The 24,489-nt window shown below is 76.2% G+C and carries 19 protein-coding genes and 1 pseudogene; 7 read left to right on the top strand and 13 right to left on the bottom strand.

What is annotated here, in order from left to right; translation table 11 throughout:
- Positions 1-25 precede the first annotated feature (25 nt).
- Positions 26-697, top strand: a pseudogene (locus ACFQ8E_RS01535) (glycosyltransferase family 2 protein); the annotation flags it as partial.
- A gap of 302 nt (positions 698-999) precedes the next feature.
- Here the strand turns inward: ACFQ8E_RS01535 and ACFQ8E_RS01530 are convergent.
- The 6 genes from ACFQ8E_RS01530 to ACFQ8E_RS01505 are packed head-to-tail and all read right to left on the bottom strand — an operon-like array spanning position 1,000 to position 7,610.
- The gene (locus ACFQ8E_RS01530; RefSeq protein WP_430548798.1) at positions 1,000-2,418 is read right to left on the bottom strand and encodes a DUF4038 domain-containing protein; all 1,419 of its coding nucleotides are present in this window, start codon (positions 2,416-2,418) and stop codon (positions 1,000-1,002) included.
- 22 nt (positions 2,419-2,440) lie between these two features.
- Positions 2,441-3,370, bottom strand: coding sequence for a glycosyltransferase family 2 protein (locus tag ACFQ8E_RS01525; protein ID WP_430548797.1), 930 nt, complete (start codon positions 3,368-3,370; stop codon positions 2,441-2,443).
- Positions 3,364-4,011 carry a PIG-L deacetylase family protein gene (locus tag ACFQ8E_RS01520; RefSeq protein WP_430548796.1) on the bottom strand — a complete coding sequence of 216 codons (648 nt, stop codon included), beginning with the start codon at positions 4,009-4,011 and terminating at the stop codon, positions 3,364-3,366. Before ACFQ8E_RS01520 ends, ACFQ8E_RS01525 begins: the two co-directional genes overlap by 7 nt.
- A complete protein-coding gene (locus tag ACFQ8E_RS01515; protein ID WP_430548795.1) occupies positions 4,008-5,318 on the bottom strand; it encodes a polysaccharide pyruvyl transferase family protein in 1,311 nt (436 codons plus the stop codon). Before ACFQ8E_RS01515 ends, ACFQ8E_RS01520 begins: the two co-directional genes overlap by 4 nt.
- Positions 5,305-6,156 carry a sugar phosphate nucleotidyltransferase gene (locus tag ACFQ8E_RS01510; protein ID WP_430548794.1) on the bottom strand — a complete coding sequence of 284 codons (852 nt, stop codon included), beginning with the start codon at positions 6,154-6,156 and terminating at the stop codon, positions 5,305-5,307. The genes ACFQ8E_RS01515 and ACFQ8E_RS01510 overlap by 14 nt, the downstream gene beginning before the upstream one ends.
- Positions 6,153-7,610, bottom strand: coding sequence for a glutamate-1-semialdehyde 2,1-aminomutase (locus ACFQ8E_RS01505; protein ID WP_430548793.1), 1,458 nt, complete (start codon positions 7,608-7,610; stop codon positions 6,153-6,155). The genes ACFQ8E_RS01510 and ACFQ8E_RS01505 overlap by 4 nt, the downstream gene beginning before the upstream one ends.
- Before the next feature lie 175 nt (positions 7,611-7,785).
- Between ACFQ8E_RS01505 and ACFQ8E_RS01500 the strand changes: the two genes are divergently transcribed.
- Both ACFQ8E_RS01500 and ACFQ8E_RS01495 read left to right on the top strand, forming a co-directional pair.
- Positions 7,786-8,364: a dTDP-4-dehydrorhamnose 3,5-epimerase family protein gene (locus ACFQ8E_RS01500; RefSeq protein WP_430548792.1), complete on the top strand. Its 579-nt coding sequence runs from the start codon at positions 7,786-7,788 to the stop codon at positions 8,362-8,364.
- 183 nt (positions 8,365-8,547) lie between these two features.
- Positions 8,548-10,125 carry a DUF222 domain-containing protein gene (locus ACFQ8E_RS01495; RefSeq protein ID WP_430548791.1) on the top strand — a complete coding sequence of 526 codons (1,578 nt, stop codon included), beginning with the start codon at positions 8,548-8,550 and terminating at the stop codon, positions 10,123-10,125.
- Here the strand turns inward: ACFQ8E_RS01495 and ACFQ8E_RS01490 are convergent.
- Genes ACFQ8E_RS01490 through ACFQ8E_RS01480 form a run of 3 tightly spaced genes read right to left on the bottom strand, consistent with a single transcriptional unit; the run spans position 10,097 to position 13,661 of the window.
- Positions 10,097-11,296, bottom strand: a complete 1,200-nt coding sequence (locus tag ACFQ8E_RS01490) for a class I SAM-dependent methyltransferase (protein ID WP_430548790.1) — start codon at positions 11,294-11,296, stop codon at positions 10,097-10,099. The genes ACFQ8E_RS01495 and ACFQ8E_RS01490 overlap by 29 nt on opposite strands.
- Complete coding sequence (locus tag ACFQ8E_RS01485) at positions 11,293-12,630, bottom strand: methyltransferase domain-containing protein (RefSeq protein WP_430548789.1); 1,338 nt, start codon at positions 12,628-12,630, stop codon at positions 11,293-11,295. Before ACFQ8E_RS01485 ends, ACFQ8E_RS01490 begins: the two co-directional genes overlap by 4 nt.
- Complete coding sequence (locus ACFQ8E_RS01480) at positions 12,627-13,661, bottom strand: NAD-dependent epimerase/dehydratase family protein (RefSeq protein WP_430548788.1); 1,035 nt, start codon at positions 13,659-13,661, stop codon at positions 12,627-12,629. The genes ACFQ8E_RS01485 and ACFQ8E_RS01480 overlap by 4 nt, the downstream gene beginning before the upstream one ends.
- A gap of 196 nt (positions 13,662-13,857) precedes the next feature.
- On the opposite strand from ACFQ8E_RS01480, the gene ACFQ8E_RS01475 reads away from it, so the two are divergent.
- The 4 genes from ACFQ8E_RS01475 to ACFQ8E_RS01460 are packed head-to-tail and all read left to right on the top strand — an operon-like array spanning position 13,858 to position 19,458.
- A complete protein-coding gene (locus ACFQ8E_RS01475; RefSeq protein ID WP_430548787.1) occupies positions 13,858-15,891 on the top strand; it encodes a glycosyltransferase in 2,034 nt (677 codons plus the stop codon).
- A complete protein-coding gene (locus ACFQ8E_RS01470) occupies positions 15,888-17,243 on the top strand; it encodes an O-antigen ligase family protein (RefSeq protein WP_430548786.1) in 1,356 nt (451 codons plus the stop codon). Before ACFQ8E_RS01475 ends, ACFQ8E_RS01470 begins: the two co-directional genes overlap by 4 nt.
- Positions 17,240-18,265 carry a glycosyltransferase family 4 protein gene (locus ACFQ8E_RS01465; RefSeq protein ID WP_430548785.1) on the top strand — a complete coding sequence of 342 codons (1,026 nt, stop codon included), beginning with the start codon at positions 17,240-17,242 and terminating at the stop codon, positions 18,263-18,265. Before ACFQ8E_RS01470 ends, ACFQ8E_RS01465 begins: the two co-directional genes overlap by 4 nt.
- Positions 18,262-19,458, top strand: a complete 1,197-nt coding sequence (locus tag ACFQ8E_RS01460; protein ID WP_430548784.1) for a glycosyltransferase — start codon at positions 18,262-18,264, stop codon at positions 19,456-19,458. Before ACFQ8E_RS01465 ends, ACFQ8E_RS01460 begins: the two co-directional genes overlap by 4 nt.
- Here the strand turns inward: ACFQ8E_RS01460 and ACFQ8E_RS01455 are convergent.
- From ACFQ8E_RS01455 to pth, 4 genes are all read right to left on the bottom strand, one after another.
- Entirely contained in the window at positions 19,406-20,611 is a 1,206-nt protein-coding gene (locus ACFQ8E_RS01455; protein WP_430548783.1) for a glycosyltransferase, read from the bottom strand. The two genes, ACFQ8E_RS01460 and ACFQ8E_RS01455, sit on opposite strands and share 53 nt — an antisense overlap.
- Entirely contained in the window at positions 20,608-22,488 is a 1,881-nt protein-coding gene (locus ACFQ8E_RS01450) for a hypothetical protein (RefSeq protein WP_430548782.1), read from the bottom strand. Before ACFQ8E_RS01450 ends, ACFQ8E_RS01455 begins: the two co-directional genes overlap by 4 nt.
- Positions 22,485-23,642, bottom strand: a complete 1,158-nt coding sequence (locus ACFQ8E_RS01445; RefSeq protein ID WP_430548781.1) for a glycosyltransferase — start codon at positions 23,640-23,642, stop codon at positions 22,485-22,487. The genes ACFQ8E_RS01450 and ACFQ8E_RS01445 overlap by 4 nt, the downstream gene beginning before the upstream one ends.
- A gap of 138 nt (positions 23,643-23,780) precedes the next feature.
- On the bottom strand, positions 23,781-24,383 hold the full coding sequence (gene pth / locus ACFQ8E_RS01440) for an aminoacyl-tRNA hydrolase (protein ID WP_430548780.1): 603 nt from the start codon (positions 24,381-24,383) through the stop codon (positions 23,781-23,783).
- Positions 24,384-24,489: the final 106 nt, after the last annotated feature.

The following is a 24,489-nucleotide window of genomic DNA, read 5'->3' as shown; positions in this document are numbered from 1 at the left end:
GACCCCACGGACAGGAGGGCGCGCCGTGCTCGACAGGGACGACGTCCCCGGCAGGGACGAGCTCGACAGGAACGGCACCCCCAGGGACGACGCGCTCGTGCACGCGGTCGTGATCTGCAGCGTCCGGCGGCCGCAGGTGCTCGCGGCCACGGTCGAGTCGCTGTCGCGGCAGACGGTGCCCGCGGACGTGGTGGTGGTCAGCGTGGTGGCGGACACCGACCTCCCGGCGGGTCTCCCGGCGGTCGCCGGCTGGGGCCCGGCGGTGCGCGTCGTCCGGTCCCCGCGCGGGTCGTCGGTGCAGCGGAACGTGGGGGTGCGCAGCCTCGTGCCGGCCGCCGGCCCCGCCCCCGACCTCGTGACGTTCGTCGACGACGACGCCGAGCTCGCGCCCGACTACTTCGCCCGGATGCGGGAGTTCATGGCCGGCCACCCCGACGTCGCGCTCATGACGGGCCTCGTCGCGGCGGACGGCGCCGCCTCCCAGGGCGAGATCCCCCGCGACCGCGCCCGCGAGATCCTGGCCGCCGGCCGGGGGACGTCGTTCGTGCGCGACGTGCGGGCCGCGTACGGGTGCAACATGACGGTGCGGGGCGACGTCGCCCTCGCCGAGCCCTTCGACGAGCGGCTGCGCGAGTACGCCTGGCAGGAGGACACCGACTTCTCCGTGCGCTGCGGCCGCCACGGGCGGGTGGTCCACTACCACGGCTGCGTGGCCGTCCACCTGGCCGTGGGCGGCGGGCGGGTCGACGGCCGCACCTTCGGCTTCGCCCAGGTCGTGAACCCGTTCTACCTGTGGCGCAAGGGCACGAAGACCGGCCGCGGGCTGCTGAGCGACTGGACGCACTACCTGGGCGCGAACGTGCTGCACCTGGCGGACCGCGGCCGTCCCGACCGCGCGGGGCGCCTGCGGGGCAACCTCCTGGGCCTGGCGGAGGTCGTCCTGCACGGCGGGCGGCCCGAGGCCGTCACGCGCGTCGCCGCCCGCTCCGTGGGGCGCGCTCAGAAGGGCAGGTCGGTGCCGAGCACGAGCAGCCAGTCGCCCGCGCCCGCCGCGTTGTCCCCCGGCGTGGACACCTCGCCCGACGGCGCGGCGGACAGCTCCGACACCGGCCCGGCGTCGGTCGCCGTGCCCGTCGACGGGTCGACCCACGCGGCCTCCGCCCCCGGGGCGAGGAGCGACAGGTCGAGGGAGACCGTGCGCTCGGACGGCACGTAGACGAGCGCGAGGCTGCCGTCCGGGGCGACCGCCGCCGTCGCGAGGTCCGCGTCGAGCACGTCCTGGTCCGGCCTCGCCGTCCCGGTGCCGGCGGTGAGGAACGACTCCTCGGGCCGGAGCGTCCACCACGGCAGGGACGCGACCACGTCCCGGATCCGGGACACCTGCTCGGCGCCCTCCGACTCCAGGCGCGTCTCCCAGCCGTCGTGGAACTCCCAGTCGTCCGTCCCGAACACGTCCCCGGACGAACCGCAGGTGATCGCCCAGAGCACCTGGCGACGCAGCGTCTCCGTGGTCGTCGTCGGCCCGCCCGTGTTGTTCTCGCCCTCGTAGTTCGCCTCGCCCAGCAGCGCCGGCCGGGCGGGGGTCGCGCCGTACGCCTCGACGACCGCGAGCGGCGTCGGCGCGTACGAGTACACGAAGCTCCAGTCGACGCGGTCGCGCCAGTGGTCGTCGGCAGCAGTGGACGACACGTCCCACAGCTGGAGGGCGAACGGCCGGTCGTCGCCGGCGGACCGGATGCCCTCGCCCAGGGCCTCGAGGCACGCGTCGTCCGCCCCGGAGCGCGAGTAGTCGCCCCCGGTCATCCACAGGACGGGGAGGTCGGCGGCCCAGCGGGCCGTCATCGCCCCGAACTCACGGCACGTCTCCGGCGTCGCCCCCGCGAACGTGTGGTCCAGCGTCCACGAGTCGATCGGGTACAGCAGGGCCGTGATCCCGAGCTCGCCCGCCCGCCGCAGCGTCTCGTGGGCGCGGTCGAAGTACGCGTCCTGCCAGCGCAGCACGTCGCCGTCCACGAACGGCAGCAGCCCGTCGACCGTCGCCCCGTCGTCGGACGGCGCGCCGTTCGCGACCGCCCCGACCAGCGAGACGAGCATCGCGTTGAACCCCTGCCCGGACCGCGTCGTCAGGTAGGTCTCGGCCTCGTCGGGGCGCAGGTCCGTCAGCAGGGACCAGGGCGCGTCGCCGCGCACGAGGACGGGCTCGCCGTCCTGGTCGACGAACGTGCGGCCGTCGGCGGAGATCCCGGTGATCCACTGGGGCTCGCCGCCGGTGGCGACGGCGCCCCGCGTCTCCGCGAGCTCGCGGCGCGGGGCGTCCGCGGCGGGGGCCTCCTGCTCCCACGACCGGCCGCCCGTCACGCGCAGCACCGCCCACGCGGCCAGGACGACGAGGACCGCCGCGACGGCCCCTGCCAGCACCGCCCGACCCCGACGCGGCCGGTCACGCGGGCCTCCCACCGTGGTCCCTCCCGTCCGCCCGGACGCCCCGGGCGACGCCGATCAGGCTCCGCTTCACGTCGCTGCCGAGGGAGCGCGCGTCGGGCACCGTCCAGTGCCGCGCGACGGCGAGGGCGGCCCGGGCGCGCTCGGCCGGCGGCGCCGGCGCGCGGAGCGCCTCGGTCAGGATCCGGGCGTTCATGTACCACTGGGGGAAGGCGACCGGACGGTGGAAGTGCGGCCGGTAGGCCCTCGTCTGCTGCACCGGGTCCCGGGCCTGGAGGTTCGTCATCTGGCCCGGGTGCCGGCGCGCGAGGTACCCGACCTCGGGCACCTGGACCCACGGCGCCCGCATCGCCATCGCGACCCCGAGCGCGAAGTCGCCGCCCCAGTAGTCGGGCAGCCCCCCGCGCTCCCGCAGGGCCGTCGTGCGGAAGACCCCGCCCCAGCCGACCGCCTGCCACACGCCGCGGCGGAAGAACAGGCCGACGCGGTCGGCGGGCCCGCGCGACAGGAAGTCGAGGCCCTCGTCGTCCATCGCGCCCACCACCCGGTCGTCCGGGTCGCACCACAGCACCCGCGAGAACGCGACCGTCGCCGCGGGGTGGCTCTCCAGCGCGTCGACGCAGGACGTCAGGTGCCGCGGGCGGACCATGTCGTCGGCGGCGTTCCACATGAAGTACGGCGCGCGGGCGCGGGCGAGCGCCCGGTTCCAGTTCCAGGGGATGCCGCGGTTCGTGTCGGCGCCGAGGTAGGTGAACCGGGCGTCCTCCTCGGCCACCGCCTCGGCGATCTTCCGGGTGCCGTCGGTGGACGCGTTGTCCGCGACGATCACCTCGATGTCGGCCAGGTCCTGCTCCTGCAGGGCCCGCAGGGTGCGCTCGAGGAACTCCTCCCCGTTGCGCACCGGCACCCCGACGGTCGCCGTCACCACCGGACCACGGCCTTCCGCACCACGTACGCCTCCGCGTACCGCTCCCGGCACTCCATGCCCCGCAGCCGCATCAGCCCGAGGAAGACCTCCGGGTCCCACCAGTCGTGGCCGTGCTGGGAGGGGTAGTGCCGGTCGAGCAGCTCGACCTTGCGCCGCGCCAGCTCCTCGGGCACCGGCACGTAGGCGGCGGGACGCCCCATGTCGCCGTCCCACTTGGGGATCTCGTAGTGCAGCACGAGCGCGTCGCGCCAGACGGTGGCCGCCAGCTCCCCGACCAGCCGGTGGTCCTGGTGGGCGTCGTCGGCGCGCGGGGCCAGCACCACGTGCGGTGCGGGGTGGCGCTCGGCGTGCTCGTGGAGCGCGCGCTTCACCGCTCCCCAGTGCTCCGGCAGGCGCCCGTCGGGCAGGCCCGCGAACGTGGACGACGCCGCCGGGACGAACGCCTTCGCCGCCTCGGACGCCTCCGCCTCGCGCAGGGGGTCGCCGGTGAGCGTGAGGAAGTCGGCCGCGGCGCCCGGCCGCTCCGCCAGCGCCAGGAGCGTCCCGCCGCAGGCGATCTCCACGTCGTCCGCGTGGGCCGCGAGGCACACGACCCGCGGCCCGGCCGCGTCCGGGCCCGCGTCCAGGCGCAGGGGGATCATTCCGTCACCTCCACGAGCGGGGCGGGCGTCGGGGCGGGCGTCGGAGCGGACGTCGGAGCGGACGTCGGAGCGGACGTCGGAGCGGGCGTCGAGCGCTGCCCGGGCACGACGGCGCCGGCGAGCCCCAGCAGCGCCGCCACGGTCCGCTCCTGGCCCACCAGCACGGCCCGCGCCCGGGCGAGCGCCGGTTCCGTCCGCGCCCGGTCCGCGTCGGCGGTCCCGGCGGCGGCGAGCACCTGACGGGCCACGGCCGCGGGGTCGAACCGGCCCACGTCGTGCGCCCGCCCCGGATCCCCGAGCTGCTCCAGCAGCCACCGCTGCTTCGGCCCGTACCCCAGCGAGACCGCCGGGACCCGGGCCCGGATCGCGGCCACCAGGTTGTGGTAGCGGACGGCGACGACGGCGCGGCAGCCGGCGAGCCGGTGCTCGAGCTCGGCGACCGAGCCGACGGCGGCGACCTGGACGTGGTCGGGGTCGCCCACCCGTTCCGCCACGTCGTGAGCCGTCGAGTCGTCCGCCCCGTCGCCCACCACGAGCACGACGTCGGCTCCGCCGCGGACGAGCTCCCGCGTCAGCCGGGCCGTGCGCTCCGCGTACGCGTCGCTCCCGTCGGCTGGCGCGTACCAGTCGAACCGCACGACGCCCACGGCGACGCGGGGGCGGGCACCGGGCGGCGCGGCCCCGGCGGGATCGGGCAGCGGGAGCCCCAGCACGACGTCGGGCACCACCGGCGGGCGGCGCCTGCCGACCGCGAGGGCGTCCGCCGACCCCGCGTCCCGCGCGCTCAGGTAGGACGCCGTCCGCACGACGGTCCGCTGCATGAGCCGGTGGGCGCGCCCGCCGCGGCGGTCCGCGCCGACCGAGAGCACCAGGTACGGGCGGCGCCGCAACCGGGCCACGACGCCGTACAGGGCGAGCTGGAACGGCGGACCGAACGGGGACACCGCGTGCCCCTCGAGGATGCCCGTCCCCGGCACGACCACCGCGTCGAGCCCTCCCACGACCCGCCAGGCGTGCGGGACGTCGACCAGCTTGGCCGTCACGCGCCTCCAGCCGCTCCGCACGACGTCCGGGTCGGCGAGCGGCACGGCCTCCGTCCCGCGCTCGGCCCGTACCTCGTCCGGGGCGTCGGTGAGGACCACCGGGCGGACCGCCGGGCCGCCGTGCCGGTCCAGGAGGTCGAGGACGGCGTCGAGCGACGCCTCGTTCCCGAAGTTGCGGTAGCCGAACTGGCCCAGCAGGCCGACCCGCACCGCGCGGACGCCGTCCCCGGCCGGGGACGGCGTCCGGGCCTCACGCGGTCGCACGGACACGTGCCGCCGACGCAGGGACCGCGACCTCCGGCACCCGCCGGGGGCGCGACGTCGTCCCCGCGTCCCAGACCGCCCACGGCCGGTCGCCGAGGCGGTTCCGCTCCTCGAGGGCGTTGCGCTCCTTGAGCGTGTCCATCGGCGCCCAGAACCCGGCGTGCGGGTGCACGCGGAACCGCCCGTCGCGGGCGGCGCGGACGCAGCCGTCCATGACCAGGTCGTCGCCCTCCTCCAGGTAGTCGAAGATGCCCTGGCGCAGCACGAAGTAGCCGCCGTTGATGCACATGCTCATGTCGGCGACGGGCTCCAGGTCGCGCATCGTGCCGTCCGGGTCGTAGCGCACCACGTGGAACGAGTCCTGCGGCGGCACCGCGAGCAGCGACCCGACGGCGTCGGTGGCGAGCAGCTCGTCCACGATGTCGTTCATCGGCGCGTCCGTGAGCACGTCGCCGTAGTTGGCGAGGAACACCTCGTCGTCGTCGAGGAACCGCCGCACGCGCCGCAGCCGCTCGCCGATCGCCGTGTCGATCCCCGTGTCGACGAACGTGATGCGCCACTCGCTGATGTCGCTGCTCAGCAGCTCCACCTGCTCGCCGCCCTTGGTGAGCACGAAGTCGTTGGAGTGCGTCTCCGAGTAGTTGAGGAAGTAGTCCTTCACCACGTTCGCGCCGTGCCCCAGGCACAGCACGAACTCCGTGTGCCCGAAGTGCGCGTAGTACTTCATGATGTGCCACAGGACGGGCCGCGACCCGATCGGCATCATCGGCTTGGGCAGCGAGTCGGGGCCGGACCGCATCCGCATCCCCAGCCCGCCGCAGAACAGCACGACCTTCATGACGCCCCTCCCTGGGCCTGCCCGCCCGCCTCTGCCGGCTCGGGCGTGTGATGGATGCGGCGGGGCGCGGCGAGCTCCCGCAGCGCGGGGGCCACCGGCCGCCCGGCGAGGAACCCGTCGGTGCCGCCCGCGTCGAGCGCCGCCTCGTAGGCCGGCAGCGCCCCCGCCACGGCCTCGACCGTCCGATCGACGTCGGCGTCGGTGTGCGCGGCGGAGATCACGAACGACTGCGCCAGCACGCCCCGACGCAGCAGCTCGGCGAGGAACAGGGTGCGGTACGCCTGCGAGGGCGCGCCGGCGTGGTCGCGGGTGCCGAAGACCAGGCACGCCGGGTGCCCGGACACCGTCACCCAGCCGGTCAGCCCGGCGGCGTCCACCGCCTGCTGCACCTCGGCGCGCAGCCGCTCGCCCTGGGTGGCCATCACGCCGGGCACGTCGCTCGCGGCGTACTCGCGGTGCACCGCCAGCCACGCCGCGAGACCCGCCGTCTCCGCGCCGTGGGTGGTGGAGAGCAGGAAGACGCGGCGCGCGTCCGTCGCCAGCCCCCCGAGCTCCATGAGCTCCCGCCGGCCCGCGAGCGCCGAGACGGCGAACCCGTTGCCGAGCGCCTTGCCCCACGTCGACAGGTCCGGCACGACGCCGTACACGGTCTGCGCGCCGCCGGCGGACCACCGCATCCCGGTGATGATCTCGTCGAACACGAGCACCGTCCCGGTGCGGTCGCACAGGGCGCGCAGCCCCTCCAGGTAGCCGGGCGGGGGGCTCGCGTGCGCGGTCGCGGCCTCGAGGACGACGGCGGCGACCCGGCCCTCGTGCGCGGCGAGCAGGGCCTCCACGGCGGCCAGATCACCGTACGGGAAGCGGACCGTGAGGTCGCTGATCGCCCGCGGGATCCCGGCGTCCATCGGGGTCGTACCGATGAACCAGTCGTCGGTGGAGAAGAACGGGTGGTCCGCGCAGACGGCGACCAGGTCGCGGCCCGTGGCGGCGCGCGCCAGCCGGACGGCCGCGGTCGTGACGTCGGATCCGTTCTTCGCGAACTTCACCATGTCGGCGCCCGGCACCTGCGCGCAGAACGCCTCGGCGGCCTCCAGCTCCCACCGGCTGGGCCGGGAGAAGCTCACGCCGTCGGCGATCGCCGCCGTCACGGCGTCCACCACGGGCCGGAAGCCGTGGCCGAGCGTGACGCTGCGCAGCCCCATCCCGTACTCGACGTACTCGTTGCCGTCCACGTCCCACACGTGCGCGCCCGCGCCCCGCGCCAGCACCGGGGCCATGCCCTCCGGGTACTGGTCCGCCCCGCGGGCGTAGGTGTGCGCGCCGCCCGGCACGAGACGGTGCAGCCGGGCCTGCGCGGCCGTGGACCGCTCGAAGGAGCGAACGGGCTCCGCGGGCTGCGTCGGGTCGGGCTGCATCTGGTCGGGCTTCGAAGCGTGCTGCGCCAGCTGTGTCATGGTGCCCCCGGGTGTCGGGAGGTGGGTCGTAAGCCTGGTGGGGCCGGCAGGGGGCCGGCCCCGCCGCCAGTCTGCGGCGCGTCCCGGCGGCGTTGAAGGCCCCGCGGGCCTTTTCATCCGGGACCCCGGCCGACTTCACCCGACCGGGTCGCGCCCGCTTTCGTAGCGTGTGGACATGCAGGTGCTGCCCACCACCCTCGACGGGGTGCTGATCCTCGCCCCCACCCCGCACCGCGACGAGCGCGGGCTGTTCACGCGCACGTTCGACACCGCCACCGCCGAGCGCGCCGGCCTCGACCCGGCGGCGTTCGTGCAGGACAGCCAGTCCCGCTCGCGGCGCGGCGTCGTGCGCGGGCTGCACGGTCGCGTGGGGGGCGGCGAGGCCAAGCTGGTGCGCGTCGCGCACGGCGCCGTGCACGACGTCGTCGTCGACGCCCGGCCCGGCTCGCCGACGTTCGGCCGGTGGGAGGCGTTCCGGCTCGACGACGTCGACTTCCACGTCCTGTACGTGCCGCGCGGCTGCCTGCACGGCCACCAGACGCTCACCGACACCGCGGACGTCTGCTACCGCATCGACGCCGAGCACGACCCCGCCGAGGACGTCGCCGTGCACCACCTCGACCCCGACCTCGGGGTCCGGTGGCCGCTGCCCGTCTCGCTCGTCAGCGACCGCGACGCCGCCGCCGGGTCGTGGGTGGCGCTCGTCCAGCAGCTCGGCGGCGCGACGTCGGGGCCCGGCGCAGACGTGCTGTAGGCCGACGCGGGCACGTGCGGCACGCCCCTCCCCGGGGACGCACCGCGGCGTGGCGCCGCGGCGAACCTGCCCCTCCCCCTGGGGACGACCGACTCCTCCACAGGTCTCGCCGGCACCCGGGACGGTTCGAACGTCCGCTCGATAGCGTCCTTCGTGTCACGGCGCGCCGACCGAGGAGGGACGATGCCCGCCACCACCGCCCCTGCTCCGGTACCCGCCGTCCCGGCGCTGCCGAGAGCCACACCGGCGTCCCGGCTGCTCGATGCCCTGGCCACCCTCGAGGGCGGGCTCGCCGCGCTCGCGGCGGCCGTCGAGGAGGCCGGCCTGCACGACGTCGGCCGGGACGTCCTCGAGCAGGCATCCGGCCGGCTCAGGACGCTCGGCACCCGGGTGGACGCCGCCCGGTGGCGCGTGCTGCCCGCACTGGAGTCGGACGGCCGGTGGTCGCTCGACGGGTCACGCACCTTCGCGCACTGGCTCGCCCGCGCGGAGAACGTCGGGCTGGCCACCGCACGCCGCGACGTCCGCACGGCCCACGCCCTGCGCGACGTCCTCCCGGCGACCGGTGCCGCCGCGCTCGACGGTCGGCTCGGCGCCGACCACCTGCGCGCCATCGTCGACGTCGCCCCGACCTCCGAGGCCCGCCGCGACGCGCTCGTCGCCCCCGCGCCGACCGCGAGCGAGACGGACGGCGAGACGACGGACGGCGAGAACCCGGAAGCGCCGGACGCCGCCCTCGCCCCACCGACCGGCGAGGAGCACCTGCTCGCCACCGGCTCCTGGTACACGCCCGCGCAGTTCCGCCGTCTGGTCCGGCGGTTCGCGTACGTGACGGACCCGGAGTCGGACGAGCGGGGCTACGCGCACGCCCGCGAGAAGGAGTTCGTCGACCTGTCGCCCACGTGGGACGGCTACCACCTCGCCGGGTTCCTCACGGAGGAGCACGGCCAGGTGCTGCGCGCCGCCCTCGACGCCGTGTCCGGCCGGCCCGGCGCCGGGGAGACCCGCACGCCCGCGCAACGACGCGCCCAGGCCCTCGCCGACCTCGCACGCGTCACGCTCGACACGGGCAGCGTGGGGTCGGGATCCGCCGTGCGGCCCCACCTGACCGTCACCGTCTCGGTCACCGAGCTCCGCCGCCTGCTCTCCAGCGACGGCGCCATCGACGTCGGCTCCTCCACCACGAGCTGGGCCGAGTCGCTCGGCGTCGACCCCGCCGAGTTCGTCGACGGCCGCGGCCCGCTGCCCCCGTCCCTCCTGCGCCGCATCGTGTGCGACAGCGAGGTGACGCGGGTCGTCCTCGGCCCGGAGTCGCAGGTGCTCGACGTCGGGCGCGCCCGGCGCACCGTCACCGGCCAGCTCAGGCGCGCCGTCGTCGCCCGCGACCGGCGGTGCACCTGGCCCGGCTGCGACGAGCCACCCTCGCGCTGCGAGGTCCACCACGCCGTGACTCACTGGGCGGACGGCGGCAGCACGTCCGTCGACAACTCCGCCCTGCTGTGCTGGCACCACCACGACCGCGTCGATGCGCTCGGCATCACCATGCGTCGCACCGGCGGCACGTGGCTCTTCACCGACCGCCACGGACGCTCCGCGTTCGGCACCGCACCACCACCTGCCGCGGCGGCGTCGAACCCCCGGCAGCCGGAAGCACCCGCGGCCCGGGCGCCCGCGGCCCGAGAGCCCGTGACGCGGATACCCGTGGCTCGGGACCCCGTCGCGGTCGCGACGCTCAGCGACGGTGACCGCGGTCGCGGCTGAGCGGCTCGACCTCGACGGGCTCGGGCTCCGCGACCACCCATCGACCCCCGAGCGCCTCCACCTCCGGATGCGCGAACCGCACCTCGTCGAGGAGGTCGGGCACCAGCAGCAGCACCCGGTCGGGGCGGATCTCGGCGAGGATGTCGGGCCCGAGCACGGGCACCCGCGGCCCCGGGCCGCCCGGCATGGACCTGCCTCGCTTCGCGGGGGACGCGTCCACCACGGCGAGCACGTCGTCGGCGGTGACGCCGGCGAGCGCGAAGAGCGCGACCGCGCGCGACGCGGCGCCGTAGGCGACGACCTTCCCCTCGCTCGCGTCGAGCCAGTCACGGAGCGCCGCCGCCGACCGGGCCACCTGCCGTTGGAGCACCGACACGACCGCCGGCTCCGTGGTCCCCGCCGCGGCCTCGGCCGCCAGCTCGGTGGCGACGAGGTCGCCCGCGGCGCGGGCGTGCCGGCGGGCGGGCTGCGACCCCTCGCGCGCCAGCGCGAGCAGCCGCGTCCCGCCGTACAGCGGGTAGCGCCACAGCCCGACCGGCACGAGACCGGTGCTGCGCGCCATCTCCACGAGCACCGTGAGCGAGTAGTACGCGAAGTGCCCGTGCCGCAGCGCGTTCCAGGTGCCGTCGCGCACGATCACGGACAGCGGGTGCACGTGCAGCGCGACGACGCCGTCGGGGGCGAGGGAGTCGAGGCGCAGGTTCCACGCCGCACGCTGGTCGGGCTCGTGCATGAGGCCGAGCGAGTCGACGACGAGGTCGGCGGCGAGCCCCGGCACCGTGCCGGGGCCGTCGAGCAGCACGGCGTCGGGCACGATCTCGTGCACGCGTGCCGACCAGGAGCCCCCGTGCGGGGAGCGCATCTCCTCCACCCAGGTCCCCGGGCCCAGCAGCCCGCCGCCGACGAGGTCGGCCACCCCCGCCCGCGCCTGCGTGACGAGAGCGGCGGGCTCCACGCCGCGCGGCTCCTCGGGACCGGTCGGGTCCTCCTCGAGCTGGGCCAGGCGGCACCGGTCGCACATCACCATGCGCAACGGGTGCACCGGGTCGGGGAGGGGCGCCTCCGGCTCGGGGAACAGGTCCGCCGCGGGCTGCGCGCCCAGGTCGAGCACCACCGTGGCGCGGTCCGACCGGCACCACCGGCAGCGCCAGCCCGCTACGACGGCGCTCACGTGCCCGGCTCGAAGACCTCGAGGCGGGGCAGGAAGGTCACCAGCCGGCCGCCCCAGTCGGCGACGTGCGCGAGCTGGGCCGAGATCTCCCGCCGCAGGTTCCACGGCATGACGACGACGTAGTCCGGCCGGGCGGCGTCGAGCGCCTCGGGAGCGTGGATGGGGAGGTGCATGCCGGGGGTGAACCGGCCGTGCTTGTAGGGGTTGCGGTCGACGGCGAACTCGACGAGGTCGGAGCGCACGCCGCAGTGGTTGAGCAGCGTGTTCCCCTTGCCGGGCGCCCCGTACGCCACCACCCGCTTGCCCTCGCGACGTGCGGTGAGCAGGAAGCGCAGGACGTCGTCGCGCACGGCAGCGACCTGCTCCGCGAAGCCCGCGTGCCCCTCCAGGGTGTGCAGGCCCGCGGCGGCCTCGGCGGCGAGGACGCGGGCGACGGCGGCGGAGGGCTCCGGCGCGGCGCCGTCGGATCCTGTCCCGGCCTCGGGGGTCGGCACGGACCACGTGCGCAGCGAGCCGCCGTGGCTGGGCAGCTCGTCGACGTCCACCACGGTGAGCCCGGCGGCGGCCAGGACGCGCTGCGTCGTGAGGAGCGACAGGTAGCTGTAGTGCTCGTGGTAGATCGTGTCGTACTCGTTGCCCTCGACCAGGCGCAGCAGGTGCGGGATCTCGATCGACACGCGCCCGTCGTCGGCGACGAGCTGCCGCAGGCCACGCGAGAAGTCGACGATGTCCGGCACGTGCGCGAAGACGTTGTTGGCGACGACGAGGTCCGCGGGCCCGTGCTCGGCGCGCACGCGCCGCCCCGTCTCCTCGCCGAGGAACTCCACGACCGTGGGCACCCCGCGCTCGACCGCGGCCGCGGCCACGTTGCCCGACGGCTCGATGCCGAGGCAGCGGATCCCCCGGTCGACGACGTGCTGGAGCAGGTAGCCGTCGTTGCTCGCGACCTCGACGACGAACGACCGCTCCGGGGTGAGGCCGAGGCGCCCGACGGCGTCGTCGACGTACCGCCGTGCGTGCTCCACCCACGACGCGGAGTAGGAGGAGAAGTAGGCGTAGTCGTCGAAGATGTCCTCCGCCGGCACGTAGGCCGGCAGCTGGACCAGCAGGCACTGCTCGCACACCCGCACGTGCAGGGGGTAGAAGACCTCGGGGCCGTCCACCTCCTGCGCGGTCGGGTAGCTCTCGCACGGCGGCGACATCCCGAGGTCCACGAACGTGCGGGTGAGCGGGGCGCCGCAGAGCCGGCACGACGGCGCGGGCACGGCGGAGCCCTCGGGCGCGGCGGACCTCTCGGGCGTGGCGGCGTGCCGCGCCGCCGACACGGCGGTCATGCCGACACCGCCGTGGTGCGCAGGTTCTCGAGGTCCAGGGCGCCGCTGGCGGCGAGCTCACTCACCCGGTGCAGGCGCACGAAGCGCGGGCCCTCGAAGTCGTCGGCGGTGAGCCCGAACCGGTGGACGTCCTGCCAGATCTGCCGGATCCCGTCCCGCACCGTCCAGCGCGGTGCGGCGGCGGGAAGCTCGGTGCGGATGCGCGTGAAGTCGACCCGGTAGTTGCGGGTGTCCGCCCCGGCCCCCGCGGCGAACGTCACGGGCGCTCCGGTAACGTCGCTGACCTGCTCGGCGACGGTGCGGATCTGGACGACGTCTTCGTCACGGCCCACGTTGAAGGCTCGGTCGTGCACCACCTCGCGGGGGGCCTCGAGCGCGGCGAGGAAGGCCCGCGCGATGTCCTCCACGTGCACGAGGGGGCGCCACGGCGTCCCGTCGGACGCGAGCCGCACCTCCCCGCGCGTGTACGCGGTACCGGTGAGGTTGTTGACCACGATGTCGGCGCGCAGCCGCGGCGACGAGCCGTACGCGGTGGCGTTGCGCAGGAACGTGGGCGAGAAGTCGTCGTCGGCGAGCGCCGAGAGGCCGCGCTCGGCCTGGATCTTCGACTCCCCGTACGGGGTGACGGGGTGGAACTCCGCGTGCTCGTCGACGGGCTCGTCGCCCGCAGCGCCGTACAGGGAGCACGACGACGAGAACAGGAAGCGGGTCACCCCGGCCGCCTTCGCCGCCCGCGCCATGCGCACGGCCCCGTCGGTGTTCACCGAGTAGGTGGCCTGGGGGTTCAGGTGCCCCAGCGGGTCGTTGGAGATGGCCGCGAGGTGGATCACGGCGTCGAACCCGGCGAGGTCCTCGGGCCGCGCGTCCCGGACGTCCCCGGTGCGCTGCTCGTATCCCGTCACCGGCGGCCCGAAGTCGCAGCCGTCGTACCAGCCGGCGTCCAGGCCCACCACCTCGTGGCCTGCCGCCTGCAGGAAAGGCACCAGCACCGCACCCACGTACCCGCGGTCACCATCGACGAGCACTCGCATGGTCCGTCCCCCGTCGTCGTCCGGCCGGTCCCGCGGGCAGGGAAACCCTCGGGCCGGTGGCTTCACCGCCGCCTCGACGCTAACCAGCGGCCGCCTCCCACCGTGAGGGTTGCCCGGGGTGAAAAGGCTCGTCACCCGGGTGATTCCGCGCCTGCGACGTTCCCCGCCCGCACCCCGGCGGCGAGGATCGGGAGCCATGAGGGTCCTGCGCATCTCCCACAGCGCGGTGGTCGACGCCTGGCGCGGCCGCGAGGCCGAGCTGCGCCGGCGGGGCGACCACGTGCGCGTCCTGACGGCCGCCGTCTGGGACGAGGGCGGGCGTGACGTGCGGCCCGTGCCCGGGCCCGGCGAGGAGCTGGAGACCGCGCGCACGTTCGGCCGGCACCCGGCTCTGTTCCTCTACGACCCGCGTGCCCTGTGGCGCGTGCTCGGCGAGCGGTGGGACGTGCTCGACATCCACGAGGAGCCCGTCGCGCTCGCGACCGCGGAGATCCTGGGCCTCCGTGCCGCGCGACGGCTCGTGGACGCGGCGCGCGGGCGGCGCGCCGGCCGGGCGCCGTACCTCCTCTACTCCGCGCAGAACCTCCTCAAGCGGTACCCGTGGCCGTTCCGGGCGCTGGAGGCGGCCGCGCTGCGCGGCGCCGCCGCCGTCGTCACCTGCAACCACGACGCCGCCCGCATCGTGCGCTACAAGGGCGCCCGGGGGCTGGTGGAGCGCATCCCCCTCGGGCTGGACACGACGGTGTTCTCCCCCGGGGGCGACCGGCCGGAGGGCAGGGGGCCGCGCACGCCGGGGCGGGTGCGCGTCGGGTACGCGGGGCGCCTGACGGCCCAGAAGGGGGTGGACGTGCTGCTCGCGGCCGTCGCCCGGGACGACGCCCTGGACCTCGTGGTCGCGGGCGCCGGCCCGCAGGAGGCACGGCTGCGGGGGGCGGCCGCACCGCTCGGTGACCGTGTCACCTTCCTCGGCCCGCTCGACACCGAGGACCTGCCCGCGTTCTACCGCGGGCTGGACGTGCTCGTCGTGCCGTCGGTGGAGACCCCGGGGCTCGCCGAGCAGTTCGGGCGCGTCGCCGTCGAGGCGATGGCGTGCGGCACGCCGGTGGTCGCGACGCGGGTGGGGTCCGTCCCCGACGTCGTGGCGGGCGCGGGCGTGCTCGTCGCCCCGGGCGACCCCGACGCGCTGCTCGACGGCGTCCGGCAGGCCACGCGGCCGGAGACGGCACGCGCGCTCCGCCTCGCCGGCCTCGACCGCGCGCGGGAGTGCTCGTGGCCGGAGGTCGCAGGGCGGTACCGCGACGTCTACGCGAGGGTCCGCGGCACGACGGCGGACGACCGCCGCGCCGCCGTCGGGGACCCGGGCCGGCGGCCGGCACCCCGCGTCGAGGTGGTCGTCGTCGCCTACGGCAGCCCGGAGCTGCTGCACGCCGCGCTCGAGCCGCTCGCGGGGACGTTCCCGCTGACGGTCGTCGACAACTCGTCCGACCCGCGCCACCGCGCGCTCACCCAGGTCTTCGGCGGCACGTACCACGACCCGGGCCGGAACCTCGGGTTCGCGGCGGCGGTCAACCTCGCGCTCGCGCACCGGCAGGACCCGGGGGCGGACGTGTTCCTCCTCAACCCGGACGCCGTCGTCGGGCCGGAGACGGTCGCGGCGCTCCACGACGCCCTGCACGCGGACCCCGGCCTCGCGAGCGTCGGCCCGGCCCAGGTCGACGGCGCCGGCCGCCCGGGCCGCGTCGTCTGGCCGTTCCCCTCCCCCGCCCGCGCGTGGCTGGAGGCCGCCGGGCTGGGCCGCCTGCGGCTGCCGCGCGAGCGCACGTTCGTCATCGGCTCCGCGCTGCTGATCCGCGCCTCGGCGCTGCGCAGCGTGGGCGGGCTCGACGAGCGGTTCTTCCTCTACGCCGAGGAGACCGACTGGGCCTACCGGGCGGACCGGCGCGGCTGGCGGCACGCCGTCGTCCCGGCGACGCAGGTCCTCCACGAGGGTGCCGGCACCAGCACGGACAACCACGTGCGCGAGCTGCACTTCCACGCGTCCCAGGAGCGCTACCTCCGCAAGCACTTCGGCACGGCCGGCTGGGCCGCCGCCCGTGCCGGGCTCGTGGCCGGCGCGATGGTGCGCTCCGCGGCGCTGCGCGGCCCGCGCCGCGAGTCCGCGCTGCGCCGGTTGCGCGCCTATCTCGCGGGGCCGGTCCTCCTGGAGGACCGCGAGGTGGCGGCCCCGTGACCACGGTCGGTGCGCGTTCGTTCCTCCGGGCGACGGTGACGGCGACCACCTGGGCGGCGGTCCTCGTCGTCGCCGTCCTCGGCGTGACGTACGCGCTCTCCCACGACCTCACCCTCGGGGTGGCCGCCGCGGTCGTTGTCGCCCTCGCCGGCCTCGCCGTCTACGACCCGTCGCTGGTTCCGGTGGTCGCGATGCCCGCGTTCGTCGTCGCCGAACGGGTCGGTGGCGACACCCTGAACATGACGCTCAGCGACGTGGCGCTGTTCGCGGCCTTCTGGGTGGCCCTCGTCTTCACGCCACGCCCCTTCACCCCGGCGCTGCGCTCGATGCTGTGGCTCTCGGCGATCTACCAGCTCGCCTCCCTGTTCACCGTCGTCGCCACCCCCTTCCGCCAGAACACGGTCGAGTGGTTCCACGCCTGGGTCCTGGTGGGCGGGGCGCTCGTCGTCGGCTGGGCGGTGGGCCGGGTCGGGCGCGCGACGCTCGGGCTGACGCTCGTCACCCTCGTCGTCCTGGTGGTCGCGCTGAACGCCTGCGCGATCGCCGCGGTGCAGCTCGCCCAGGGTGACGTGTCACCGGTGTACCCGAACTGGCCGTTCCCGATGCACAAGAACCTCGCGGGCCCGATCTTCATGTCGGTCGCGCTCCTCGCGTTCGTCCGGCAGCCGTGGCTGCACTGGCCGGCGTGGTTCCGGATCCCCGCGTTCTACGTGCTCGCCCTCGGCATGCTGGCGGTGCAGTCGCGGCAGGCCATCGTCGGCTTCGGGGTGGGCCTGCTCGTCCTCGCCCTGCGCCCGGGTCAGGGGCCGCGGATCGGGCCACGGCTGATGCTGCTCACGATGGCGCCGGCGGCGTTGTTCGTCGCCGCCCGGGTCCAGGACGACCTGTCGGGCGACGACCCGTTCAACTCGACCGCGTTCCGCGCCGCCGGTATCGAGGGCGGCTTCGACGTCTGGCGCGAGAACCTGTGGTTCGGCGCGGGCCTGCGCTGGTGGACCGCGGGTCCCGAGCCGGGGTTCCAGCCGCCGAACGCCGTCGCCGAGGTGCTCTCGTCGGTCGGCATCGTCGGTCTCGCCGGGTTCGCGATCCTCATGCTGGGCACCGTCGTGGTCGCGTGGCGGATGGATCCCCGGTTCGGCACGCTCGCCGTCGCGGTGCTCGCGTCGCGGCTGGTCGCGAGCCAGTTCGACCAGTTCTGGGTGTCGATCATCGTGTCCCTGCCCTTCCTGCTGGTCGGCGTGTGCCTGGGGGCCGAGGGGCACGAGAAGGCGCCGCCGGCCAGACCGTCGGCTGCACTGTCGACCCGGACGGCGACCCGGCCGTCGACCGCTCTGCAGACGGAGGCGTCATGAGGATCACCCACGTCGTCGTGACCGACGCGTTCGCCGGGGTCGAGGCCCACGTCGCCCGCCTCGCCCGGGCGCAGGTCGAGGCGGGCCACGACGTGACCGTGGTCGGCGGCGCGGCGGCGGCGATGCGCGGCGCGACCGGCGACGGCGTCGAGCTCCGGCCGGGGACGACGGTGGCCGAGGCACGCCGGTCGCTGGCCGCGGGGCCTCGGCCGGACGTCGTGCACGCCCACATGACGGCGGCGGAGACCGCCGCCTGCCTCTGGACGCCGGTGCTCGCGCGCCGCGTGCCGCTCGTCGTCACCCGGCACTTCGCCCTCGTCCGCGGCCGCAGCCCCGCCGGCCGGGTGGTGGCGCACGTCATCCGGCGGACGGTGGCCGCGCAGATCTCGATCAGCCGGTTCACCCAGGAGCGGGTCGACGGCCCCAGCGAGGTGATCGCCGCCGGCGTCGAGGAGCGGCCGCACCCCCGCGGGGCCGCGCTGCGCTCCCCCGTCGTGCTCGTCGCGTCCCGCCTCGAGCCGGAGAAGCGCGTCGACGCCGGCGTCCGCGCGTTCGCCGCGTCGGGCCTCGCCGGGCGGGGCTGGCGGCTGGTGGTCGCCGGGTCGGGATCGCTCGAGGTCGCGACGAAGGAGCTCGTGGCGGAGCTGGGCCTCGACGGCGACGTCGACCTCCTCGGGCACCGTGACGACGTCGCCGCCCTGATGGCGGACGCCGGCGTCCTCCTCGCGCCGACCCCCGGGGAGCACTTCGGGCTCAGCGTCCTCGAGGCGATGGCGAGCGGTGTCCCCGTGGTCGCCGACGGGTCCGGCGGGCACGTCGAGTCGCTCGGCACCGCCGGTGGCCCCGGTCTGTACGCCACGGGCGACGTCGACGACGCGGCGCGGCGCCTGCGGGCCCTGGCGGACGACCCCGCGCTGCGCGACCGCTACGGCGCGGCCCTGCAGGCCCGGCAGCGCGTGGAGTTCTCCCTCGCGCACCAGGCCGCCGCCACCGAGCGGGTGTACCGGGGCGTGCTGCCGTGACTCCCGCCCGCGAGACCGTCACCGGCCCCGACCTCGTCGTCGTGTCGCTCGAGCCGTGGGACGACGTCTGGCGGCGCAACCAGCACCTCGTCGCGGGTCTCCTGCGCGTGCACCCCACGGCCCGGGTGCTCTTCGTCGAGCCGGTCGCCGACCCCCTGCACGCGCTGACCCGCGCGGCGTGGCCCCGACCCGGGCGCGGGCTGCGGCCCGCACCGGACCTCGAGGGCGTCGGCTCGCGCCGGCTCTGGCTGCTCGAGCCGACCAAGCTGCTGCCCCGGCGGGTCGCCCCGCACGGCGACGAGCGGCGCGCGGCCGTCGTGGTCCGGGCCGCGCGCCGCCTCGGGCTGACACTGCCGGTGCTGTGGGTCAACGACCCGTACGGCGCCACGCTGGCGCGCGTCAGCGGCTGGCCCACCCTGTACGACGTCACCGACGACTGGACGGCGGCCACGCGCGGCCCGGCCGAGTCCCGCCGGGTCGCCGAGTCGGACCGTTACCTGGTGGAGCACGCCGCGGCGGTCACCGTCTGCTCCCCCACGCTCGCGGCCCGCAAGGCCGACGCCCGCTCGGTCGTGCTGGTCACCAACGGTGTGGACGTCGAGCGGTACCGGCGCCCGGCGGCTCGCCCGGCGGACCTCCCGCCGGGCGCGACGGCCGTCTACGTCGGCACGCTGCACGCCGACCGGCTCGACGTCGGACTCTGCGAGGACACCGCCCGCGCCCTCGACGGCGTGGGCTCCCTGGTGCTCGTCGGCCCGGTCTCGCTGGAGCGGCCCGACGTCGAGCGGCTCCGCCGGGCGGGCGTGACCGTCCTGGGTGCCCGCCCGTTCGACCAGGTGCCGGCGTACCTCCAGCACGCCGACGCGCTCGTCGTCCCGCACGTCGTCGACGACTTCACGGACAGCCTCGACCCGCTCAAGCTCTACGAGTACCGGGCGGTGGGGCGGCCCGTCGTGTCGACGCCCGTGGCCGGCTTCCGCGACACCGCCGACCCGCGGGTCGCCGTCGCGTCGCCGGAGGGGTTCGCCGCCGCCGTCCGGGACGCGCTCGCGGAGCCGTCGCGCGGGCCGGCCGCGCCGCTCGACGAGGACAGCGGCACGGACCCCGAGCCCATCCCCACCTGGGTGCGCCAGGTGGCCCTCATGTCCGACGTCGTCGAGGCCGTCCGGCGACCCGCTCCCACACCTCGGTGAGGGCCCGCGCGGTCCCGCGGGCGGGGAACCGCCGGGTCGCGTCGTCGTACGCCGCCCGGGCGCGCCGCTCGGCCGCGCCGGGGTCGTCCAGGACGGCCAGGAGCCCGGCCGCGAGAGCGTCCACGTCGCCCGGCGGGACGAGCAGGCCCAGGTCCCGGCCCGGCGGCCGGACGATCTCCGGGACGCCGCCCGCGTCGGTCGCGACCACGGGGACGCCGCGCACCATCGCCTCGACCACCACCTGCCCGAAGGGCTCGGGTACGGGCGAGGCGTGCACGCAGACCGACAGCCGGTCGAGCTCGCCGGCCGGGTCGTCGCTGAACCCGACGACGTCGACGGCGCCGTGCAGCCCGAGCCGGTCGATCTCCGCGTCGACCGCGTCCGCGTAGGCGTCGGCCCCGAACAACGCGCCCCCGACCAGGCGGAAGCGCACGTCGGGGCGGCGGTCGAGCACCGTCCGCGCGGCCCGCACGAGCTCGAGCTGCCCCTTGGTCGGGCTGAGCCGGCCGACCAGGCCCACCACCGGGCGCTCCGGCGGCACGCGGGCGTCGTACGCCGGCACCGCCTGGTCCGGCGCGTACCCGGGGTGCGCGACGGTGAGGTCGCGCACCCCCGGGAGCGTCCGGGCCGTCGCCTCCGAGTTCGCGACGACCGCGCGCGGGCCCCGGCGGGCCAGCGCGCGCAGGAGCCGCACCGCCACCGGCGGCAGGTAGTCGTCGGCGATCCGGTCGTGGACGTGCCACACCACTGGGACCCGGCACCACCGGGCCGCGAGGAGCCCGACGACATCGGCGCGCAGCGAGTTGGTGTGCACGACGTCGGCGTCCGCGCTCCGGAGCACCGCGGCCACCCGGACCACGAGCCGGGCGGTCTCGCCCACCGCGAGCACCGCGCGCCACGAGCCGCCGAGCGCGTGCCGGTCCATGCCCCGCGTCCGCCCCCCGGTCCGCACCACCGCGGTCCGCACGCCCGCCGCCCGGAGCCGGTCCACGAGCGGGCCGTCGTCCAGCACGACCGCCCGGAGCTCGACACGCCGGGGGTCGAGCTCCGCCGCGAGACGCAGCAGCGCCAGCTCCCCGCCGCCCAGCGCCGCGGTGTGGTCGACGACGACGACGCGCAGCGGCCCCTCCCGCCGCGCCCGGCGGCGGGTCACGACCGGCGCGCGGTGCGCAGGAGCCGGCCGATCGTCGGCGCGACCTGCGCGGGGGTCGGCGGCTCGACCTCAGGGTCCGTCGCCACGAGCGGCTCCGCGGCCGCGCGGACCCCGGTGGGCGGGAACGTCGGCGGGCGGAACGGCGCCGGCGGCACGGCGGCACGCGCGGGCGCGGCCTCGGCGCGCTGCCCGGCGCCCCGGGGTGCGTCGTCCTCCGCGGCCGTGGGCGCACCGTCGTCACCCGCGTCGGCGCCCACGTCCGCACCCGCATCGTCACCCGCGCCCGCACCGTCGTCCGCACCGCCCGCGCGGCCGGTCGTGCCGGCCTCGGTCGGCCCGGGCTCCGCTGCGCCGGGCTCCACCTGCCCGGGTTCCACCGCCCCGGGCGCCGCGGGCCCGGACTCCACCGGCTCGCCGTAGGTCGACGCGTAGACCATCCGGCTGTCGCCCTTCACACCGGCGAGCGCGACGCCGGTGAGAGGGACGCCGTTGATCCGCAGCCGCTCGGCCGCCTCGACCAGGACGCTCCGGACGGTCCGGCCCGCGGTCGCGACCAGCACGACGCAGTCCGCGAACGCGCCGAGGATCGTGGCGTCCGCGGCGGCGAGCACCGGCGGCGCGTCGATGACGAGCACCTCGCCCGCGTCCCGCGCCGACTCGACCGTCTCGCGGACCCGGTCGGTCGCCAGGTAGTCCGCGGGGTCCATCGTCGGGTCGTGGAGCGCGAGGAAGCGGAGGTTGGGCACCTGCGTGGGGCGGAGCCCGTCGGGGTCCGCCCCGAGCCCGTTCGGGTGCGGGAGCAGGTCCTCCAGGTCGGGCCGGCGCAGGTCTCCGGACACCGCGGCGGTGGCCCGGCCGCTCATGGCCCACGACGCCGCGAGGTTGGCCGCGATGAACGACCGCGGCGCGTGGGGGTCGGTGGCGGTCACCACGACGACCGCGTGCTCCCGGTCCTGCATCGCCACGTGGAGCGCGGTGCGCAGCTCCCGGATCGACTCCGTGAACGGGGACGCGACGCGGCTCGAGACCGGCAGGACGGGCGTGCGCCGGTAGGACTTGGCGGCCCGGGCCACGCCGTACAGCTCGGCGAGCACCGGCACGCCCGCCGCCTCCGCGGCGTCCGCGCGGCCGCGGAGCCGGGAGTCGAGGGCACGCCGCGCCAGGGCGAGCCCGATGCCGACGGCCAGGCCCGCGAGCGCCCCCAGGAGGACGATGCTGGCCCGCGGCAGCCCGACCACGACGGCGGACGAGCCGGTCGCCGGGATGAGCACCTGGGCCGGCGTCACGATCGACTCGAGCGTGCTGCGGCTCGCCGACAGGGTCTGGTACTGGTCGATGATGGTGGAGCGCTCCGCACCCGCCAGGGGGTCCTTGGGCTTGCTCTTCACCTGCTTGTCGACGGCGTCGAGCTGGGTGCGCAGGGCGTCGCGCCGGGCGTCGATCTCGGCGATCTGGTCGTCGATCACGCCGGGCAGGCTCTCGACGTACGCCGACGCGACGGCGTTCGCCAGCTCCACCGCGCCGGCGGGGGTGCCGGCCGTGGTCGTGATGGTCATGATCTGCGTGCCGGCGTCGTACTGGCCGGAGATGAGCGTGGCGAGAAGGCGCGGGCTCACGCCCCTGCCGACCGCCTCGCCCACCGCCTCGAGCACGCCGGGCGCCTCGACGAGCCGAGGGTCCGTGTCGACCGTCGTCGTGGTGGCGGGGGTGTCGCCCTCTCCGATGTCGACGGCGTTGATCTGGACGGTGGCGGTCGCCTCGAACACCTCGGGCTTGCGCTCCGCGTACAGGAACGCGGCCGCCAGGGCGAGCACGATCGACCCGACGAGGAGGTACTTGCCCTCCCACATCACCCGCAGGAACTCCCGGACGGTCATCGGCCCCCCACCTCCCCGTACGTCGCCGACGGGCGGGCCGTCGCGACCTCCTGCGCCACCACGTCCTGCAGCCGGGCGACGAACGCGTCCCGGGAGAACCCCTTCACGTGCACGCCGATGGCCTCCTGGTCCCAGGAGCGGGCGAGCGCGGCCTCGATCCCCTCGGCGACCGGCGCGGCGTCCGGGCGGTCCACGTACAGCCCGGTCACGCCGTCGACCACGGTGTCCAGGTAGCCGCCGGTGCCGAGCGTCACCGCCGGGACGCCGAACGCCGCGGCCTCCAGCGGCGTGAGCCCGTAGTCCTCGTACGACGTGGCCACCAGCAGCGACGCGTGGCCGTACAGCCACCGCAGCTGCGCGTCGTCGACCTTGCCGACGAACCGCACCCTCTCGTCCGCCAGCCGTTCGAGCCGCTCGCGGTCGGGGCCGTCGCCGACGACGACGAGGGGCAGCCGGAGCCGCCGCGCTGCCGCGACGACGACGTCGACGTTCTTGTACGGCAGCAGCCGCGCCACGCACAGCAGGTAGCCGGGGGCGATCCCCGGCATCGCGGTCACGGGCCCCTCCGGCTCCATCGCGGGCGGGGGCGGCACGACCTCGGCGTCGATGCCGTAGGCCTCGCGCACGGCGCGCCGGGCGACGGTCGAGACGGCCAGGTACACGTCGGCACGGGCGGCGGCGGCCGTGTCGGACGCCCGCAGCCCGGGGCCGAGGAGGTCGAGCGCGGCGCCGGCGATCCCGGTCCGCCAACGGTCCTTCCAGGCCCGCCCGGAGGCCCCGGAGAGGTACCGGTCGCGCTGGTAGAGCCAGCGCGCGGGCGCGTAGCAGTACACGACCGTGCGCCGCGCGCCGCGGTAGCGGTGCGCCCACCCGCTGGAGCTGGCGAGGAGCACGTCGGCGTCGACGGGCTGGCTCTCGACCGCGCCGCGGAGCAGCGGCAGGGCCAGGCGGTGGTGGCGCCGCAGCGTGCCGACCCGGTCCAGGCGCGACGGGCGCACGTCCACGTCCGCGAACTCGGGGAAGGTCCCGTCGGGGTGGTACAGCGTCGTGTAGAGCGGTGCCGACGGGAAGGCCCGGGCCATCGTCAGCGCCACCCGCTCGGCGCCGCCGCGCTGCGTCAGGTAGTCGTGCGCCAGTGCCACCGTCGGGCCCATGGTTCCTCCTCGTGCGGACGGTCGGGACCGCCCGTCGAGCGTAAGGAGACCGGCGCACGGAAAGGACCCCGCGGCGACCTTTCCACCCGGGTGAAGAGCCCGGTCAGGCCGCGGGCCGGGCCGCGTCAGACGTCCGTGTCAGACCTTCGTGTGGAACTTCCCCTGCGCGGCGAGGAGCCCCTCGGCGAGCACCATCTCCACGGCGTCGGCGGCGTCGTCGACGAGGATGGGCAGGTCCTTGCGCTCGGTGGCGGAGAAGTCCTTGAGCACGTGGTCGGCGGTGTCCATGCGCCCCGGGGGGCGCCCGACGCCGACGCGGACGCGGACGTAGTCCTTGGTGCCGAGGGCCTTGGTGATGTCGCGCAGGCCGTTGTGGCCGCCTTCGCCGCCGCCGGACTTGAGCTTGATGGTGTCGAACGGGATGTCGACCTCGTCGTGCACGACGACGACCTGGGCCGGGTCGACGCCGTAGTACTTCACGAGCCCGGCGACCGGGCCGCCGGACGTGTTCATGTACGTGGTGGGCTTCGCCAGCACGACGCGGGGGCCGGGGCGCCCGCCGGGCAGGACGCCGAGCCGCGTCTCGGCGACGACCGCCTGGGCGCGCGCGTGCCGCGAGAACCGCGCTCCCGTGCGTTCGGCGAGCAGGTCGAGCACCATGTGCCCGACGTTGTGCCGGTTGCCCGCGTACTTCGGGCCGGGGTTGCCCAGCCCGACCACCAGCCAGGGGGTGTCGGTCATCTGCGTTCTCTCTCCGTGGTGCAGCAGGTGGTCGGCCAGCTCAGGGCGCGGACGCGCGAAGGGCGCCCGGAACCGAACGGTACCGGGCGCCCTGGGCGTGAGGCGT

The organism is Isoptericola sp. NPDC056573 (assembly GCF_042793335.1).
Classification (GTDB): domain Bacteria; phylum Actinomycetota; class Actinomycetes; order Actinomycetales; family Cellulomonadaceae; genus Isoptericola.
This window is presented reverse-complemented; position numbering and strand designations above follow the sequence as displayed.

What these genes read in the sequence shown, in the direction of transcription:
- ACFQ8E_RS01520 (WP_430548796.1), bottom strand. Translation starts at nt 4,011, where the DNA reads ATGATCCCCCTGCGCCTGGACGCGGGCCCGGACGCGGCCGGGCCGCGG.
- ACFQ8E_RS01510 (WP_430548794.1), bottom strand. Translation starts at nt 6,156, where the DNA reads ATGAAGGTCGTGCTGTTCTGCGGCGGGCTGGGGATGCGGATGCGGTCC.
- ACFQ8E_RS01505 (WP_430548793.1), bottom strand. Translation starts at nt 7,610, where the DNA reads ATGACACAGCTGGCGCAGCACGCTTCGAAGCCCGACCAGATGCAGCCC.
- ACFQ8E_RS01500 (WP_430548792.1), top strand. Translation starts at nt 7,786, where the DNA reads ATGCAGGTGCTGCCCACCACCCTCGACGGGGTGCTGATCCTCGCCCCC.
- ACFQ8E_RS01495 (WP_430548791.1), top strand. Translation starts at nt 8,548, where the DNA reads ATGCCCGCCACCACCGCCCCTGCTCCGGTACCCGCCGTCCCGGCGCTG.
- ACFQ8E_RS01485 (WP_430548789.1), bottom strand. Translation starts at nt 12,630, where the DNA reads ATGACCGCCGTGTCGGCGGCGCGGCACGCCGCCACGCCCGAGAGGTCC.
- ACFQ8E_RS01480 (WP_430548788.1), bottom strand. Translation starts at nt 13,661, where the DNA reads ATGCGAGTGCTCGTCGATGGTGACCGCGGGTACGTGGGTGCGGTGCTG.
- ACFQ8E_RS01475 (WP_430548787.1), top strand. Translation starts at nt 13,858, where the DNA reads ATGAGGGTCCTGCGCATCTCCCACAGCGCGGTGGTCGACGCCTGGCGC.
- ACFQ8E_RS01465 (WP_430548785.1), top strand. Translation starts at nt 17,240, where the DNA reads ATGAGGATCACCCACGTCGTCGTGACCGACGCGTTCGCCGGGGTCGAG.
- ACFQ8E_RS01450 (WP_430548782.1), bottom strand. Translation starts at nt 22,488, where the DNA reads ATGACCGTCCGGGAGTTCCTGCGGGTGATGTGGGAGGGCAAGTACCTC.
- ACFQ8E_RS01445 (WP_430548781.1), bottom strand. Translation starts at nt 23,642, where the DNA reads ATGGGCCCGACGGTGGCACTGGCGCACGACTACCTGACGCAGCGCGGC.
- pth (WP_430548780.1), bottom strand. Translation starts at nt 24,383, where the DNA reads ATGACCGACACCCCCTGGCTGGTGGTCGGGCTGGGCAACCCCGGCCCG.